The 18,774-nt window shown below is 45.6% G+C and carries 13 protein-coding genes and 2 pseudogenes; all 15 read right to left on the bottom strand.

The window, feature by feature from the left end; translation table 11 throughout:
- A pseudogene (locus tag AB4Z17_RS27895) lies at nucleotides 1-389 on the bottom strand (hypothetical protein); the annotation flags it as partial.
- Nucleotides 390-909: 520 nt separating this feature from the next.
- Nucleotides 910-2,238: a type I glutamate--ammonia ligase gene (glnA, locus tag AB4Z17_RS27890; RefSeq protein WP_076265805.1), complete on the bottom strand. Its 1,329-nt coding sequence runs from the start codon at nucleotides 2,236-2,238 to the stop codon at nucleotides 910-912.
- 44 nt (nucleotides 2,239-2,282) lie between these two features.
- Nucleotides 2,283-2,693, bottom strand: coding sequence for a MerR family transcriptional regulator (locus AB4Z17_RS27885; protein ID WP_053376247.1), 411 nt, complete (start codon nucleotides 2,691-2,693; stop codon nucleotides 2,283-2,285).
- 62 nt (nucleotides 2,694-2,755) lie between these two features.
- The gene (locus AB4Z17_RS27880) at nucleotides 2,756-4,048 is read right to left on the bottom strand and encodes a methionine gamma-lyase family protein (protein WP_441963415.1); all 1,293 of its coding nucleotides are present in this window, start codon (nucleotides 4,046-4,048) and stop codon (nucleotides 2,756-2,758) included.
- A 54-nt stretch (nucleotides 4,049-4,102) separates the two neighbouring features.
- The gene (hflX, locus tag AB4Z17_RS27875; protein WP_441963413.1) at nucleotides 4,103-5,392 is read right to left on the bottom strand and encodes a GTPase HflX; all 1,290 of its coding nucleotides are present in this window, start codon (nucleotides 5,390-5,392) and stop codon (nucleotides 4,103-4,105) included.
- 25 nt (nucleotides 5,393-5,417) lie between these two features.
- On the bottom strand, nucleotides 5,418-6,407 hold the full coding sequence (locus AB4Z17_RS27870; RefSeq protein WP_441963412.1) for an AAA family ATPase: 990 nt from the start codon (nucleotides 6,405-6,407) through the stop codon (nucleotides 5,418-5,420).
- 89 nt (nucleotides 6,408-6,496) lie between these two features.
- Entirely contained in the window at nucleotides 6,497-7,174 is a 678-nt protein-coding gene (locus AB4Z17_RS27865) for a YdcF family protein (RefSeq protein ID WP_441907514.1), read from the bottom strand.
- Nucleotides 7,171-7,728, bottom strand: coding sequence for a DUF402 domain-containing protein (locus tag AB4Z17_RS27860; protein WP_441963410.1), 558 nt, complete (start codon nucleotides 7,726-7,728; stop codon nucleotides 7,171-7,173). The genes AB4Z17_RS27865 and AB4Z17_RS27860 overlap by 4 nt, the downstream gene beginning before the upstream one ends.
- Nucleotides 7,729-7,952: 224 nt before the next feature.
- Nucleotides 7,953-8,591 (bottom strand): peptidylprolyl isomerase, encoded by a 639-nt coding sequence (locus AB4Z17_RS27855; protein WP_441963408.1) that lies wholly within the window; start codon nucleotides 8,589-8,591, stop codon nucleotides 7,953-7,955.
- 17 nt (nucleotides 8,592-8,608) lie between these two features.
- Entirely contained in the window at nucleotides 8,609-11,089 is a 2,481-nt protein-coding gene (locus AB4Z17_RS27850) for a PBP1A family penicillin-binding protein (protein ID WP_441963407.1), read from the bottom strand.
- Nucleotides 11,090-11,170: 81 nt separating this feature from the next.
- Nucleotides 11,171-11,284 (bottom strand): annotated as a pseudogene (locus AB4Z17_RS27845) (RNA chaperone Hfq); the annotation flags it as partial.
- A gap of 17 nt (nucleotides 11,285-11,301) precedes the next feature.
- The gene (miaA, locus tag AB4Z17_RS27840; protein WP_441963405.1) at nucleotides 11,302-12,315 is read right to left on the bottom strand and encodes a tRNA (adenosine(37)-N6)-dimethylallyltransferase MiaA; all 1,014 of its coding nucleotides are present in this window, start codon (nucleotides 12,313-12,315) and stop codon (nucleotides 11,302-11,304) included.
- A complete protein-coding gene (locus AB4Z17_RS27835; protein ID WP_441907510.1) occupies nucleotides 12,312-13,088 on the bottom strand; it encodes a class I SAM-dependent methyltransferase in 777 nt (258 codons plus the stop codon). The genes miaA and AB4Z17_RS27835 overlap by 4 nt, the downstream gene beginning before the upstream one ends.
- On the bottom strand, nucleotides 13,085-15,166 hold the full coding sequence (gene mutL / locus AB4Z17_RS27830; protein WP_441963404.1) for a DNA mismatch repair endonuclease MutL: 2,082 nt from the start codon (nucleotides 15,164-15,166) through the stop codon (nucleotides 13,085-13,087). Before mutL ends, AB4Z17_RS27835 begins: the two co-directional genes overlap by 4 nt.
- Nucleotides 15,167-15,193: 27 nt before the next feature.
- The gene (gene mutS, locus AB4Z17_RS27825; RefSeq protein WP_441963402.1) at nucleotides 15,194-17,893 is read right to left on the bottom strand and encodes a DNA mismatch repair protein MutS; all 2,700 of its coding nucleotides are present in this window, start codon (nucleotides 17,891-17,893) and stop codon (nucleotides 15,194-15,196) included.
- Nucleotides 17,894-18,774 lie beyond the last annotated feature (881 nt).

Here is an 18,774-nt window from a genome sequence, read left to right as displayed (position 1 = left end):
ATATTAAGCTCAAGCAGTACACCTAACAATCCGATTAAATTGTATCGGTAATTTTCTTTATTTTTTTCAAACTCACGAATGTATTGAAGCAATGCGGCATGTTGTTTTTCTGATAAAGCAATCTTCAGAAGAAYACAGCGCGTATTAGGGAAATATCGAAACGTCCCAGTATAGACGTTTTCTTTGACAAATCCAGCGATTAACGGGTTGTTCGCACGTTTACGCCCAAAGCTGTATATATTCTTTAGATTTATATCCAGTGCAAGTGAAGCGTGATTATAGGGTGCACCAGTAAATAATTTGATCATTCGAGTAAACCATGTGCCCGTGTCCGTAAGCAGCACATAAATATTGCTATTAGTTTCTTCATCTATTCTAGTTTCTGACATGATGCTCACCTCATTTATCGTAGAATATCCAGGTTATAGTTAGGCCGTTTTTGAGTTTAAGATATATGACACGATTTCGTTTATTAGCTTGGGTTGATTAACTGTTATGAATATAACAACAATATAACCACTCGAATAGTACTAACTCTATGTGGTACTGGCTCTAGTCAACCTAAAAAGACCAGCCACGAACACATTATCCATGTGTTGGGCTGATCCTATAAAAGTTTATTTTACAAATGACGCATATATATCATCTAAATACAAGCACTAGACCGTAGCTCTTAGACCTGTATACTTTTCTTTAGACGCGTTTTGAGTCCACTGCTTAAATATGGCTCTTATAATCTCTAAAACCGAACTCAGCGCATCATAGACGTTTCTGAGCGATGTTATAGGTTATTTACCGACATATGATTAGCAAATGCCTGTGCCTTCACTTCATTAGGCTTTATTTAAGCTGTATAACTGAACGCAAAAAAAGAAACCTCAACGCCAGCAGCGTTGAGGTTTTTGAATTTTAGTAAAGAGTCAAATACTGATCGCGTTCCCATTGGTGAACTTGTGTACGGTACATATCCCACTCGATTTCTTTAAGCTCGTAGAAATGTGCAAGAGCATGATCACCCAGCGCATCGCAGATGATATCACTTCTGAGCATTTCATCCAGTGCTTCTTTCAAATCAAGCGGTAAGCTCGGGATGCCTGCATCCTGACGCTCTTCCTCTGTCATAATATAGATGTTCCGATCTGTTGGTGCTGGTAAAGGTAGCTTGTTTTGAATGCCGTCAAGACCAGCTCTGAGCATTACAGCAAGTGCCAAATACGGGTTGGCAGCTGGATCAGGATTCCGTACTTCTACACGTGTGCTAAGACCGCGCGAAGCAGGAATACGGATCATTGGCGAGCGGTTGCTTGCAGACCATGCTACATAACAAGGCGCTTCATAACCAGGCACAAGACGTTTATAGGAGTTAATTGTTGGATTCGTAATAGCAGCCATTGCACGCGCATGAAGCAGGATTCCTGCCATGTAGTGACGAGCAGCAGCACTTAGGCCAAGCTTGTCCTTCTCATCGTAAAACACGTTTGTATCGCCTTTAAACAACGATTGGTGACAGTGCATACCCGAACCGTTCACGCCAAACAACGGTTTAGGCATAAATGATGCATGCAAGCCATGCTCGCGAGCAACTGTTTTTACGACTAGCTTAAATGTTTGAATTTGGTCAGCCGCTTTAATCGCATCGGCATATTTAAAGTCGATCTCATGCTGGCCTGGTGCCACTTCATGATGGGATGCTTCAATCTCGAAGCCCATTTCTTCAAGTGTCAAGACGATTTCACGGCGACAGTTCTCACCCATATCCATAGGCGCTAAGTCGAAGTAACCGCCTTGGTCATTAAGCTCAGTCGTAGGTTCACCGCGCTCATCTGTTTTGAACAAGAAAAATTCCGGTTCTGGACCAACGTTCATTGCTGTGTATCCTAGATCTTCTGCTTCCTTCAATGCACGTTTCAAAATACCGCGCGGATCTCCAGCGAATGGCGTTCCGTCTGGCATGTAAATATCACAGATCAAGCGAGCAACACGATCTTGTGTTACCCATGGGAATACAACCCATGTATCAAGATCAGGATACAGATACATATCTGATTCTTCAATACGTACATAACCTTCGATAGAAGAACCATCGAACATCATTTTGTTATCCAACGCTTTTTCAAGCTGGCTTACAGGAATTTCAACATTTTTAATTGTTCCGAGCAAATCCGTAAACTGCAAACGAATAAATCGAACATTTTGTTCCTGTGCTATACGTCTAATATCGTCTTTAGTGTAACTCACAGAATCATCTCCTTAGTTTGCGAAGCAATAGTTATCATGTTAAATTAGCGCTTATTTAAGAAACGAGTCAATTGTCCTTGAATTAGCGAAGCTTGTCCAGGTCTCTTCTCCAGCAATTGCTGTTTAAGCAGTCGGTGAAGCTGCTGATCGGATAGCTCACGGCGCTTCACTTCCGATTGCTCACTGACAATTGTCGCATCATCAGATTCCTTGGATACAGGATTCATTACTTGCTTAATGCCGGCGATATTAACGCCCTTCTCAATTAACGATTTAATTTCCAAAAGCCGTTCTACGTCATTAAATGAAAATAACCGCTGATTGCCTGCTGTTCTTGCAGGAACGATTAGTTCATGCTGCTCGTAATAACGGATTTGGCGGGCTGTTAAATCCGTCAGCTTCATAACGATGCCGATGGGAAATAAGGCCATATTTCTGCGAATATCATCAGCCATGTCGCATCAACCTTCCAGTCGCTCTTTTATATGTTCATTCTAACCGTTACAACGCAAATGTGTCAAGTTATGTAAGGTTTAATCACAATTAAACCACTGTCTACAAGGCGATATAATGCGGTTAAAACACCATATTTAGCGTGAGCATACGTCAGTCCACCCTGCATATATGCAATGTAAGGTTCGCGTATTGGAGCATCAGCTGATAGCTCTAAACTGCCTCCTTGAATGAACGTTCCTGCCGCCATAATGACAGCATTCTCATATCCAGGCATATCCCAAGGCTCGGGAACCACATGCGAATCAACAGCAGCTGCCTGCTGTATCCCTTGAACAAAAGCGATTAAATGATCAGCTTGTCCAAAACGAACCGCTTGGATGAGATCTGTACGCGGCTCATTCCATCTCGGTTTTGTTTCGAACCCAAGCTCTTCAAATAAAGCAGCAGCAAGCACACTTCCTTTGATCGCTTGTCCGACCAAATGAGGGGCTAAAAATAAACCTTGGAACATGGAGCGAAGCGTGCCTAACATTGCGCCTACCTCGCCGCCGATGCCCGGAGCAGTCAAGCGGTAAGCAGCAGCTTCGACGGCAAAAGCTTTCCCGGCAATATAACCACCCGTTTCAGCTAAGCCCCCGCCTGGGTTTTTGATAAGCGAGCCCGCCATCAAATCTACTCCAACTTGAGTAGGCTCGAGCAGCTCTGTAAATTCACCATAACAATTGTCCACAAAAACAATCAGGTCCGGCTTTATTGCTTTTACCCTATTTACGATAGTTTCAATCTCCGAAACGGTAAATGAAGCTCTCCAATCGTAACCACGCGAGCGCTGAATACCGATGACCTTCGTTTTTTCCGAGATCGCTTGCTCAATTTGAGCCCAGTCCAATCCACCATCCTCAAGGAGCGCTACCTCAGAATATTTCACGCCCCAATCCTGCAAGGAGCCCATGCCGTCTCCAGGCTTCCCGATAACTTTATGCAGCGTATCGTAAGGTCTTCCCGTAACGTACAGGAGCTCATCCCCAGGGCGCAGCACTCCAAATAAGGCACAGCTGATCGTATGTGTTCCAGAAACGAAATGCGGCCTAACGATAGCCRCTTCCGCTCCCATTACCTCTGCGTAAACAAGATCAAGTATTTCACGTCCGCGATCATTATAGCCATATCCCGTTGAACCGGTAAAATGAAAATCGCTTACTTTGTGATGTTGAAACGCTTCTATGACCTTCCACTGATTCCGCTCAGCTATCTTGTCAATGCTGCGAAAAGCTTCTGAGGCAAGCACCTCGGACTGCTCTGCTAGCTGCTCTAGGTGCTCCCATAGTCTTTGGTTTACATGTTGCCTGTTCATTATGATATCTTCTCCTTAAAGTTTTGCGCAGCAAAACTACTTCGTAAGCAAACCCTACTCAATATATTGTTTCAAACGATGACCGTGCTGCTCGTATTCCTGCTTACTCACATGAACGGTAAGTCGTAAGCTTTCTTCATTCACTTCTTGATTGATAACCTCACCGCTTCGATAAGCAAGTGCGATCAAATCTCCACGTTCTGCCGGTACGTTGAAGACTACTACGTCTCCGCTGAGCTTATCTTGCACGGTTTGCTTTAATAGCTCTAGATCCCCAGCATCGTACGCGCTGATGACAAGATTGTCGCCGCTAGTAATCGGCAAATCTGCTAATGAACCGTTATTTACACACATATCTTTCTTATTGTAGACCATAATATAGGGTTTATCCGCGGCGCCAAGCTCACCTAAAATTTTGTTAACGACTGCAATTTGCTCATCCCGCATTGGAGAGCTGCTGTCGATGACATGAAGCACTAGATCAGCCTCGCATACCTCTTCTAACGTCGCCCGAAATGCTGCTACAAGATCTGTCGGCAAGTTTTGAATAAAACCTACCGTATCTGTAAGTATAATTTCTCGGCCATTTGGCAGCTCAAGTGTTCTTGAGGTGGGATCAAGCGTTGCGAACAATTGATTTTCTACATACACATCTGCATGAGTAAGCTCGCGAAGCAGCGTCGATTTCCCGGCATTCGTATAGCCAACAAGAGCTACTTGAATGGCGCCGGATTTTTTGCGACGCTCGCGATGCAATTTACGGTGGCGTACAACCTCGTCAAGCACCGTCTTCAGGTCAAAAATCCGATCACGAATATGACGGCGATCCGTCTCGAGTTTCGTTTCACCTGGACCGCGGGTACCAATGCCTCCGCCAAGACGTGACAGGTTTTTGCTTTGTCCAGATAGACGCGGCAAAAGATAGCTGAGCTGGGCCAGCTCAACCTGAATAATACCTTCGCGCGTTTTGGCACGACCTGCGAAAATATCCAAAATCAGCTGGGTGCGGTCAACGATTTTCAAATCCAGTGATTCTTCCAAATTGCGAACCTGAGCGCCGGACAGCTCTTGATCAAAGATAGCCGTTGTAGCGCCCAGTTCATCAGCTAGAGCCTTTACTTCTTGTACTTTTCCTTTGCCGATAAACCATTTGGAATCGACGGTTTCTTTGTTTTGCGTAATGGTCGTCAGCACTTCAACCCCTGCTGTTTCCGTCAGCTGTACAAGCTCCTGCAGCGACAGCTCGGGGTCTCCGCCTTTCCGCTTGTCTTTTGACGTAACTAAGCTAATCAGTATCGCTTTTTCAATCATGTTCGTATTCGTATCGAATGTTATCTCGCTCATCTCATACTCCTTCTAAACTACGCAATCATATTGGTTTCGTGTCCCACTTTAAATCATCTGGTCTAATCGTCATTAATTCCTGCTTAGCGGGAACGGAACTGGCATACTGCGTAAGCAAACGAACGGCCTGAAACCTGATCGCTTTCTCTATTACATTTCGAACATACCTGGCATTGCTGAACGAGAACATGGTGTTTAGCTTTTCCTGCATTAAATGCTGTCTTAGTTTAAATATGGTCTGAGGCTGCAATATATAATCACGGTCCTTAGCCATGAGCTCACTAATCTGAATCAGTTGATCAACCGAATAATCCGGAAACTCGATTTGGATCGGAAAACGTGACGGCAAGCCTGGATTTGTGAGCAAAAAATCGTCGATTTCGGCAGGATAACCCGCAAGTATGAGCACAAAATGATTTTTGTGATCCTCCATTGCTTTTACAAGCGTATCGATCGCTTCCTTGCCAAAATCTTTTTCTCCGCCTCGAGCTAGACTGTACGCTTCATCAACAAACAACACTCCGCCGATTGCTTTTCGAACGAGATCTCGCGTCTTCTGAGCGGTATGTCCAATATATTCGCCAACAAGATCAGCTCGCTCCACCTCAATCAAATGTCCTTTGGTGAGTACACCCATCTTTTGAAACAGCTTCGCGACGATGCGGGCGATTGTTGTTTTTCCTGTCCCTGGATTGCCTTTAAAAATCATATGATACACATGAGAGCCGCCAAATAATCCTGCTTCAGAACGCATTCGGCTAATATAAAGCAACGCATATATTTCGTACACAAGAGATTTCACGTTGTCCATGCCAATCATCGGTTCAAGCTCTTTCTGAATGTCAGCATAATGATCGAYGCCCGGCAGCGGCTTCACTGCAGGCAGCGGTTCTGTCTCTAAAGCAGGAGCAGAGGCCCCAGTCTGAAATGTTTCTTGCGTTCTTAGGACCACATTGATTTGACGGGAAGGCCTTGCAGTGCCATTGCCGGATCCCGATTTGACGTGTCCACTCATCTGTGGCATCACCTATCCTTTGCTTCGAAAGCTGTAGCGGCTAACCGCACTACAAGTTTATTCTACTTTGCAGCAGCATATTAGCAGATTTACAGCTTCGAATCGGAAGAGTGAAATCCGAGACTAAGCAATAGAGAGTCGAGCTTCCACTTTGTAAAAGCTAGTACTTCACGCGACTCATTATAGACAGGATTTAGCACCTTTGACTTTGTACCAGCGACTTGAAACTGAACAAAATCAAGCTTTTTGGCTATCTCCGTCGATCTTGCAGCATGATAATCATGAGTGATGACAATTAGTGTTGACAGGCCTTGCTGCTCTGCGATCTTCTTGCTGAATTCAAGATTTTCGTACGTGCTGGTCGCTTTATTTTCTAGCAACAGCTTGTCAGCTGAAATACCTTTTGTTATGAGATAGTCCCTCATACCCTCGGCTTCTGTTTTCTTTGAACCGTTGCCATCCAATCCACCTGTCAAAATAAGCTTGTCTACCGTACCCGCCTTGTATAATTGCCAAGCAAGGTCAAGCCGTTCCTTCAGTGCTGGACTTGGCACATCATTCCACAAAGCAGCACCAAGAACGATGCCTGCATCCGATGGAACAAGCGGCTTATTCGTATCGAAACCATTAATTAACCACAGTAAATATCCACACCAGAACACGCCTGCACATATTAACCAGGCAACAACACGAAACAAGAGCAGCCACGGACGCTTTTTCTTCGATCTTCTGCGCGGGCTGCTCCTTGAGACGGTTGCCTTCCTCATGATTCGCTTAATTCCCCGGTTTTTGCAAGCAAGCTCTTGCGATGCTTAAGGCTCAGCGTAAAATACCGGAACCGTCCGTTTCGTATGCTCGATAGTAATTTTCCTGCTGTTTTGCGAGCAAGTGCAACATCCTTGCCATTAACATCACCTTGCCTTAAGGCATCCTCCAGCTCATCCTCGTCCATGAGAAATACCTCGCCGCTAGGCAGCACAACCACGTCCAAATATAAATCATCGAACCAAGGCACCTGCTGATCGGTTAAGCCTTGCGTTTTGCAAACATCGATATACCATTGCACGACGCGTCCCTTGTCGTCAAACATCGTCGTGACGACAAAATGCTCGCCTCTAGGAAAATGCTGCATCCACAAGTATCCGCGATCTGCCAAACATAATCTACGTCCGTTATATTCCTTCCATAACGGCTCACGCAATTCATGAATCCGGTAAAACGTCACGAGACCTTTGAACTCTTCACCGTCCAGCGCTAGGCACGTATAGCTCTTACGCAAGATACGCCGCCAGTTAGYTCGGTCTGAAAATTTTCTCTTCATACGGAACGTACCCTTCCGTTCATTTGGGAAAAGCTCGCAAGCAACCTGCACAGCTCTTCTTGGCTTTGTTTACACAACGAACATTTTGCGACCAACGACAGTTGAAATTTACCTATAAAAAAAGATTACCATAACTTAACGTCCATCTCCAGCCGACAGCCAAAATAAACCAAGCTCTTTGCCATAAAATAAAAAGAATACCGCCCCGAAAGGCGGTATTCCTCTTATTGCTCAACGATTTCAATCGAATCAATGACGATCTTTTCAGTTGGCAAGTTGTTTTTCAAAGGTGTCTTCGAAATGGCTTTTACAACATCCATGCCACTCTCCACCTTGCCGAAAATCGTATAATTAGGCTCGCGGTTTAAATTTGCAGCATCAGGTCCCGTGCAAATAAAAAATTGGCTGCCACCCGAATTAGGCTTGCTTGCGTTTGCCATCGCAACAATTCCTTCTTCGTATTTCATTTCCGAGCTTAGTTCATCTGGAATTGAATAACCTGGAGTACCGTATCCGTTTCCTTTTGGATCTCCGCCTTGAATCATGAAAGACTCAATAATACGGTGAAATGTTAATCCATCATAAAAGCCTTCTCGAGCGAGAAAAACAAAATTGTTCACCGTTACCGGCGCGTCTTCCGTAAACAGCTTGACTGTAAAATCGCCTTTAGTCGTTTTAAACTTTGCTAAGTACGACTTGTCGAGATCAATCTGCATATCAGGCATCTTGTCCCAGTTCATCAACTTGGCTGAAGCTGAAGCACTATCCCTTCCTGACCCATCCTTGCCGCAGCCAGCTATAACCATAACTGCTGAGACAACAATGATTAAATACAAGAATGGTGCTCTCTTTCTATTCGCCATTGCTAACCACCCGTTTCTTACGTATTGCCGCCGGTTTCAGTATTTCCTAGAGCATTGTTGCTGTTGTTCGTATTTGTGCCAGTGCTTGGAGTTGGCGTCGGTGTTGGTTCACCCGTTCCGTTTCCAGGTCCTGGCGGCTCAGTTGTTCCTGGACCTGTACCATCAGTTGGAGGCAGCGTCGGTTCTCCATCACCGCCTTCTACTGGAGGTGTGGGCTCCACTCCGCCCGGCTCATCTGGATTCGGCTCCATTGGCACATCCGGATTCACATCTGTTTCAGGAATGCTGATCTTAACTTTTTGAGATGGAGCACTTTCCAAATCCTGCTCAGCATCATAAGCCACAACATAATATTCATAGGTCATTCCCGGGAATGCACTCATATCATCTACCCCTGTGGAAGTGAGCGAGTCTACGAAGCGGATGAAGTCACTTTCTGAAGCTTCCTTGCGGTAAACCTGATAAGTGACCTTTCCATCCTGATACGGATCCCACGACAATTGAACCTTCATTTCTTCTGGAATAAATACTGCTTTAAAATTTGTTATCGTTGCCGGCGGTTTATTTTCTTTAATGCCTTGCGGTTTCTTAAAGCTTGACTTCGCTACATCATTCATTGCAGGTTTCATAACCTTGGAGAACATGGAAGCAGCTTGACTGCTGCCTGTCTTAAGGATATGTTCCACATTTGTCTTATCGTATCCCATCCATACGGCTGCTGTCCACTCCGGCGTGTAGCCAACAAACCAGGCATCCCGAATACCCGAGCCTTTGTAGCCTGGAATACCATGCTGAGTAGTACCCGTTTTCCCTGCCAATGGACGATCAATTGCTGCTCTTGTACCCGTACCGCCCTTTTGTACAACCGTCTGCATCATCTCCGTCAAATAATAGGCAGTGCTTTCAGACATGAGCTGCTTGGAAGGTGGAGCTTTATATTCGTATTTATAATTATTTTTGCCTTCAATCTTCGAAATCGCATGAGGATCAACAGATCTGCCGCCGTTCGCAAACACGCTGTAAGCTGTTGCCATTTGCATAGGCGTTGCACCTTTGGACAAGCCCCCAAGTGCTGCTGTTAAATTACGATCATCTTTCTCAAGCTCGATGCCAAGCTTGCTTGAAAAAGCAAACCCTTGCTTCAAGCCTACTTGATTCAGCATCCAAACGGAGGCAAGATTTCGAGAATCCTTAATCGCCTGCTGCATCGTAACTGCAGTTGCTCCCCATCTATCCGTCGGGCAATAGCTGCCGTAACATTTCTTGTCATTTGCAAGTACAGTCCATGGATAATACTTGCCCGTCTCAAGAGCAGGACCATATGAGATAATCGGTTTGAAAGCTGAACCTGGCTGGCGAGGAACCTCTACCCGGTTAAGTCCCTTTTTCACGTAATCTCTGCCGCCTGTTAAGGCTTGAATCGTGCCATCGCGGTGATCAATAATGATCATTGCGCCTTGCACCTGTTGGTCATCCTTGCTCTTCTCAAAGTTGTCATCATCGTTAAACTGTGTATCCATCGTATCTTGTGCTTGCGGGTTTAGCGACGTATAAATCCGGAAACCGCCRATCCGAAGCTCTTCCTCGGATTTCCCAGTCTTCTCCATCGCTTCTTCAACCACATAATCAATAAATGCTGGATACTTTTCGGTATTTCTTTCTTCATGATTTTTAGGAATTTCATACACGACCGCTTTCGCTTCTTCCATCTCTGCTGCCGTAATCAAGCCTTGATCGAACATAAGCTTAAGCACAACTGCTCTTCTGTTCATCGAATCCTCAGGATGATTGATTGGATTGTAGCGGTTCGGCGCTTTCGGCATAGCGGCAATAGTAGCAATCTGCCAAAGCTCCAGCTTATCAAGATCAGTGTCAAAATAATACTTCGCTGCTTCCTTAACGCCATGTACTCTCTTGCCAAAAAATATTCGATTCAAATACATCGTTAAGATTTCCTGCTTGGTCATTTTGTGCTCAAGCGCTACCGCAATCGATGCTTCCGTTGCTTTACGGAAAAACGTCTTATCCGCGGTTAGAAATACGTTTTTGGCAAGCTGCTGGGTAATCGTACTCGCTCCCTCAACAGCGCTGCGTGCGATAACGTCCTTCACAACAGCACGTCCGATAGCAAAAAAATCGATTCCTGAATGCTCATAGAAACGTTGGTCTTCTGTTGCAACAATAGCATCAAGCAGTTGCTTTGGAATTTCCGAAAATTCAGCAATCTCACGATTTTCATTTGGATCGGACAATCGTGAAATTTCATTCCCATTCACATCATAAATGATGGATGCTTCACCCATAGTCAGCTTGTTCGCATTTTCAGTCAGAACTCGTTCACCGTTCAATACGATAAGCAAGTATCCAATCAAGCCGCATACAATGGCGATTATAGCGGTGAAAAATAATCCATAAAACCATTTCTTTCCTGATATCTTCTTTTTCTTCTTTTGTTTAGAAGTTTTAGGTGCAGTTGTTTTGCTTGGTCGTTCAGCCATAGCCGACTCCCCTCCTGTTGTTCAATTGTCTGTCTAATCTAGTTTTACCACAAAATGAAAAGAGCAACCCAGCTTGGAGCGGGCTTTAATAACGCCCCGAATTTGGAAGCCATTCATTAAAAAAACCGTAACCGGTATGTTGTCTTTGCGAAGCTGATTCAGGAACGTATCTTGAATATTGATCGATTTGTTCATTGGACGTTACCCCCGTCTTAAAAAGATTGATTAGAAGTATATTCAAGATTAACTTGAAACTTTCCTGCTATTATATCATGAACAGATTGCAAATTGTTGTGAAAATTTTCCCCCATATCAATCCAATGAATGTCTTTCATATGACGGAACCAGGAAAGCTGGCGTTTTGCAAACCTTCTCGTATCTCTTTTCAGTAGCTCTACCGCTGCTTCCAATGAGCATTCTCCCTGTAAATATTGTGCAATCTCTTTGTAGCCAAGACCCTGCATAGCAACCGCTGCAGGCGGCAAATCTCTCTCAAGTAGGCGCCTCACCTCATCTACTAAACCTAGCTTCATCATCTCATCTATCCGCAGCTCTATTCTACGATACAACTCCGCACGGTCCATAGTCAAACCGATGATGCAAAGATCATATGGAGACACCTTAGTTTGGCCGGCTTGCTGATCGGAGAAGGTTTGTCCAGTCATGTGATAAACTTCCAGCGCACGGATGACGCGGCGCATGTCATTTGGGTGCAATCTCTGCCCTGCTGGAGGGTCGATAGCAGCTAAGCGCGCATGCAAAGCTTCTGCGCCAAATTCAGCCGCATAATGCTCTTGCTCTTGCCGGAATGCAGCATCCGAACCAATTTCTGCAAACTGAAACTGATAACAAACAGACTCCACATATAAGCCAGTACCCCCAACGATAAACGGCAGCTTTCCTCGCTCCGATATTTCCGCGATCGCTTTCGTTGCTCCTGCTTGAAAATCAGCAGCAGAATATGCTTCGTCCGGCTCACAAATGTCGATAAGGTGATGAGGAATCCCTTCACGCTCTTCAAGTCCGATTTTGGCAGTACCAATATCCATGCCGCGATAAACCTGCATGGAATCGCCCGATATGATCTCCGCATTCCAGGCTTTTGCAATATCTAAGCTCATTCGTGTTTTGCCTACAGCTGTAGGACCAATGAGGACCAGCAATGGCTGCTTACGAATCGGAAGCCCTTCTTGATCTAACTGCGTATTGTTTATTTCTTCACTCAAAGCTTTATCACTCCATATGCAATTTTCGAAGTATTCACATGCTTGCGTTCAAATCCGAGTCTTGCAAATTCACCGCTAGCTTGATGCTCCTTTAAAACTACGCTTTTTCTTGCTACACGCTTTGCTTGCTCAATTACTTCATGCGACAAAGCGTCCATATTTGCAATGCCGCGAAGCGGCTCCATCGAGCTGGATTCGTTAATCGGTTTACGGAACATAGGGTCAAAATAAACGATATCTACACTATTGTCAGGCAATCCTTTTAAGTATTCCAAATGATTCAAGCACTTCATGTCAATACGTCTCATTGCCTCATTCACATCAGGAAGGCTAGTTTCATAACCAGCTAGACCCTCTCGAACGATAGCGCATAAGATAGGCTCGCTCTCAATCGCGGTAACAGCTCCTTTAGGTCCAGAGGCATATGAAAACACTAGAGAATCCGAAGCAAGGCCTGCTGTGCAATCAATGATTTGATCTCCTTCCAAACATCCCGAAAGCTGGATAAGAGGATCTGTTTCACCGCGCCGCAGCCGTTTTACCCGCACATATGCCATGCTGGGGTGAAAATAAAGCGGCGTCTCTGATTGTCCGTCATAATAACGAACCTCTTCTTCGGTTACGACAATTAGCTGACTGTCATCGCTTAACGATAACAATTTGTTGACCGTTAAGTTTCCGCGTGCTTTGAGCGAAGCGGCTAGCTCTTCAGAAAGCCGGCTTGCTTGCTCCAAAGCCCGTTCTGAAGGCTTAGCCGTCGTTGTAACAATCAAGACATCACCCGCTTGAACATTTTTTCGAGCTGATAGGTCGATAGATGCACAATGATTGGGCGGCCATGCGGACAAGTATAGGGCTGTTTGCAGCTTGCAAGTCTTGTCAAGAGTGTCTCGCCTTCCTCACGGTTCATACGATCATTTGCTTTAATGGAGGCTTTGCATGCGCACATAATGGCCGCCTTTTCCCTAAGCTTGCCGATATCAATCGTTTTTCGCTCGGAGATGAGCAGTTCTGCCATTTCCTCAAGCAAGGATTGCTCCTCGCCTTGAGGCATCCATTCCGGGTAGGAACGAACGAGAAACGTTTGAGGACCGAAGGACTCCAGCTCCACGCCTGCTTGCGCGAACATAGGAATAAGGTCCTTTAATTGCATCGCTTCTCCTGCTGTAAATTCAAGTGTTAAAGGAACAAGCAATTGTTGGCTAGCTGCCTCAGGATTTCCGAATTTTTGAAAGAAATATTCATAATTGATCCGTTCATGCGCAGCATGCTGATCGATTAAATAAAGACCATCCTCCGATTGCGCTACAATGTAGGTGCCGTGGTGCTGTCCAATCCAGTGAAGTTCAGGAAAGGATGGTTGATCCTCTACTGTTTCTTCTTCTGATGGCAGCTCGGCGATCATGGCTTGAACTACTGGCGCCTGCGCCTCATCAAAAAGGTCCTCTTGCGGCASATCCGCCTGGTAAGCTCGAGCCTCAGCGAATTCAAGGGTCACAGCGGCTTCTTGAGCAGCGTTCTGTAACGAATCAGTGTCTAAGGCTGTTTCAAGTGATTTTAGATTAGAATCCGAATCTTTAGACGCTTGCTCCATATGCGTGGGAGCTTCACGGACAGTAAAGCTGTCAATAGGAAACGTTGGAGGAGGAGCATATAACTTCTCTGCCGCATTCCTAGGAACATATTCCCGATCAATAACCGGCGGCTTATAAGGCGTCGATGAAGTCTTATTTGTCGCTGTTGGTTGGTAAGGCTTAAACGATTCCGCCATGGGCTCAGGGCGATGGAAAGAAATCGCATCTTGAACGAACAATGGCTTTGAACGCTCCAGCTTATTGCTTGATTCTGGGCCGGGTATATGCCGCTGGCGACCTAACACCGCTTTTATCGCATCCTCTATCATTGTACGAAGCTCCGGTTCTTTACTGAACCTGACCTCCATTTTGGATGGATGAACGTTTACGTCGAGCAAGCTTGGATGCATTCCTATTTCTAATATCGCAAGCGGAAAACGATTGATCGGCAGCAGCGTATGATAAGCCTGCAGCAAAGACTGATTAATCGTATGACTGCGAATGTAACGTCCATTAACGATTGCAGTAATCCCATTTCGATTCGCACGCGTGAGTTCAGGCTTCGAGATATAGCCGCTCAGCTCGTAATCTGAAGTTTCTGCTTCGATCTTGAGCATCACCTTCGCTGTATTTGAGCCATAAACGGCCGCAATGACTTGAAGACGATCACCAGTTCCGAGCGTACGAAGCAGTACATTCCCGTTATGCTTGAACGTAAATGCTATGCCCGGATGAGCAAGTGCGATGCGGTTAATATAGTCGGAAATATGTCCTAGCTCCGTCTGAATTGCCTTCATATATTTAAGGCGCGCAGGTGTATTGTAAAATAAATCCCGCACGGTCATTTCCGTGCCCTGCGGAGCATTTGCTGGTTCATCAATGGTAACCTTGCCGCCCTCTATCACAATCCGGCGTGCAAGTCCTGTCGACGTTTCCGAAGACGTGCACTGCAGCCTCGAAACAGCTGCGATACTCGGCAGCGCTTCTCCGCGAAAGCCAAGGCTCGCAATACGGAACAAGTCGCTCGCTGTAGATATTTTGCTCGTCGCATGCCGCTGAAATGCGGTTATGATATCGGCTGCCTCTATGCCGTAGCCGTTGTCGATGACCTTTATAAGCGATAAGCCGCCTTCTTCAATCATAATATCAACCGTTGTACTGCCAGCGTCTACCGCGTTCTCAACAAGCTCTTTGACGACTGAAGCAGGCCGCTCTACCACTTCTCCTGCGGCTATTTGGTTGGCTAGCTGCTCATCCAATATATTAATTTTTGCCATGACGTTGCTGTTCCCCCTTTCACGAAACTAGTCATTTAATTTCGATTTCATATCGTTAAGCCACTGCATAGCTTGCATTGGCGTCAAATTAAACAAATCCAGCTTGCGCAATTGATCCGCCAGCTGCTCCGCTTTCGGATTCGCTTTCTTCCGCACGGGCTCTGCTTCCACAGCAGCTGCTGGCTCATCAAATATTGAAAGCTGTACCATTGCACTGGTTTCCTTTACTCGCTCATTGCGAGTGCTGGAATTGGAAAACACTGAAGAGTCCTCCGGTACTGGGTAAGTGAAACGATTGCTAGAAACAGCACTTTCAGTGCCAGCTGTTGCTTTTGGAGCTTCGTGCGCTATTGTCTCATCAAGCAGCTCATACGCTCGTCCAATGATCGATTGCGGCAGTCCAGCAAGCTGTGCACAGTAAATTCCGTAACTAGTGCTTGCAGCACCTGGAATCAGCTTTCGCAGAAACGTTACATTATCGCCGCTTTCCTCAACCGCCATACGTGCGTTAGTCAAAGATGGCAAAGATTCCTCGAGATGCGCCAGCTCATGGAAATGCGTGGATACCAGCGCTTTGCATCCAATATGATGGTGGACGTACTCAATAACTGCTTGTGCGATTGCCATTCCTTCACCCGTTGAGGTGCCTCTGCCCAGCTCATCAATGATAACAAGGCTGTTCGCCGTTGCTTTCTCTGTCATTAGCTGGATATCCTTCATCTCAACCATGAAGGTGCTTTGCCCGCCGATAAGATCGTCAGCCGCTCCAATTCGTGTAAAAATCCGATCAGTTAACGGAATAACCGCTGACTTAGCAGGAACAAAACAGCCCATCTGAGCCATGATGCAAATGAGTGCGACTTGGCGCATGTATGTGCTTTTACCAGCCATATTAGGCCCTGTGATCAAGAGCATCCACTGCTCGTCCTTATGGAGCGAAGTACCATTTGAAATAAATGGCGTACCATCCATCATCGCCTCTACGACAGGATGTTTTCCATCCTCTATGTGCAGATCATAATTCTCAGTCACGCGCGGACGAGAAAAACGATGTTCAGCGCTGACCGTTGCCAGCGATTGGTAAACATCAAGCTCAGCGATAATCGCAGCGGCCTTCTGCAGCCGATGAAGGTGTTGCGACAAATGATCACGCAGCTCGATGAAACGCTCATGCTCCAGATCGACCATTTTATCCTCTGCTTCGAGAATCAGCCGCTCTTTCTCTTTGAGCTCAGGAGTTACAAATCGCTCCGCATTTGCCAATGTTTGCTTGCGCTCATATCTGCCTTCAGGCAAGCTTGATAAATTTGCTTTAGAAACTTCTAAGTAATAGCCAAAAATGCGGTTATAGCCGATTTTTAAATTTTTAATGCCTGTTGCCTCGCGCTCTTGACGTTCGAGCTCAGCCAGCCATTTTTTGCCGTTCGTGCTTGCCTCGCGCAGCTGGTCCAAATAGTCATCATAGCCAGCTCGAATCAGTCCGCCTTCTCTAATGGTAACTGGAGGATCGTCGACTAACACGGTTTCAATCAGATCAGCTAAATCGGAGCAATTGTCCGTCCCATCCACAAGTGCTTTGAGGACCTCTGAGCCAGACTGTTCACACAAAGCARTCAACTGCGGAATGCGGCGAAGCGAGCTGCGAAGTGCATTTAAGTCGCGCCCGTTTGCGCTGCCAAAAGCTACTCTGCCGACAAGCCGTTCAAGATCGTAAATAGGCTGAAGCTCTGAGCGTATGTCATCTCTCAAAATTAAATTAAGGTATAAGGTCTCCACTGCATCCAAACGAGCTTCAACGGCAGCGCTGTTTAATAACGGTTTGTCGATCCAGCGGCGCAGAAGCCGCGCTCCCATTGACGTTTGTGTACGATCAAGCAGCCATAAAAGCGAGCCCTTCTTGTTGCGATCGCGGACCGTCTCGGTTAGCTCCAAATTTCTACGTGTATAGTGATCCAAAATCATATACTGATTCGGCTCATAGCTCGTTATCGAACGCACATGTCCAAGCGAGCGTTTTTGTGTTTCGTCCAAATAACCCGTAAGTACACTTACCGCCAGCAGCCGTGCTCCAGATATTTTGGCAAGCTCCTGCTCTCCGAACTGCTCAGCAAGCTTGTCCGCATCCATGGGATCACGGGCGGTTAACAGCAGCTGCTTATTCCATACGGCTGCAGCCTGAACACGATCAAGCAATTCCTTGTCACCGACCAGCTCCGATGGCTGATAAACATTTATTTCATCAATCAGCGCTTCGACATGCTCTTGGAATGAGGTTACATAGAGCTCACCTGTCGATAAATCACATGCCGAAAGACCGAACAGGCCTTGGGAGCGAACGATTGCAGCAATAAAGTTGTTCGTATTTCCGTCAAGCGCCTTCGATTCCATAACGGTACCGGGTGTAATGATCCGAACAATTTCGCGGCGGACAACGCCTTTTGCCGCTGCCGGATCTTCGACTTGCTCGCAGATGGCTACCTTGTAGCCTTTGTCCACTAGCCTGCTAATATAATTTTCAGCGGAATGATAGGGTACACCGCACATCGGTATTTTTTGCTCGCCGCCGCCCTCTCGGCCTGTCAGCGTAATTTCCAGCTCGCGCGAAGCGGCTATTGCATCATCAAAAAACATTTCATAAAAATCGCCTAATCGAAAAAATAAAAAAGCGTCTTTCGCCTCTTCTTTTATAGCTAGGTATTGCAAAATCATTGGAGTATATCCAGCCATTCCGATCCTCCTCAAAAACGTAGGCAGCATGCTGCTTCGTATATGTTCAAATAATTAATATCGTTAATTACATGCGTGCGCGAAAATAATCCTTTTTGCGCCCATGCAGTAAACAGTAGATATTCATTATAACAAGCGGAACAGATGTGCGCCATAAGTGAAACGGGTTGAGGGTGGTTTTGTTTGTTTTGTGGGAGGTGGTTTGGTGGAGGGTTGTGGGAGTTAACTGCTGGGAGCTATTTAAAAGTGAGACTTCATGGGAGCGGGGTTTGTTGATGGTAACCAGTAGCATTGTATTTGTTAGCTGGTTTGGGAGCGGAATGCTTAAACTTGTGAATGTATAGAGATGAGGTACCTTGTGAGATGGGAGAAAGGAGTAGGTTTAACGGACACTAGATAGTCTATTACGCTATTGTGCTCCTTTTGCCTTTATACGCATTACTAACGGACATAGAATCCCTTATTAAGCTCCTCTTGCTAGTTTTAAGCTCTCTTTTGCGCAAATAGCGGAATGAAGTCCGTTAGGTTCAAATTTGTGCTCAATTCTCCAAAATAGCGGATCATATGTCCGTTAAGAGGTGTGCGGTGACTCTTGAGATAAGCTAACGGACATCAGATACGCTATTATGCTCAATTTGGCTGTTTACGCATTACTAAAGGACATAGAATCCCTTATTTGACTCCATGAGTTAGTTTTTAACTCCCTTTTGCTCAAATAGCGGAATGTATGTCCGTTAGATTCGAATTTATGCCCAATTCTCCAAAATAGAGGATCGTATGTCCGTTAGGAGGTTTGAGGTGACTTTTGCGATGAGCTAACGGACATCAGATACGTTATTATGCTCATTTTGGCTGTTTACGCATTACTAACGGACGTAGAA

It is taken from the genome of Paenibacillus sp. TAF43_2, assembly GCF_052113545.1.
Classification (GTDB): Bacteria; Bacillota; Bacilli; order Paenibacillales; family Paenibacillaceae; genus Pristimantibacillus.
The sequence above is the reverse complement of the archived record's forward strand: the minus strand, read 5'-3'. Positions and strand labels throughout refer to the sequence as shown.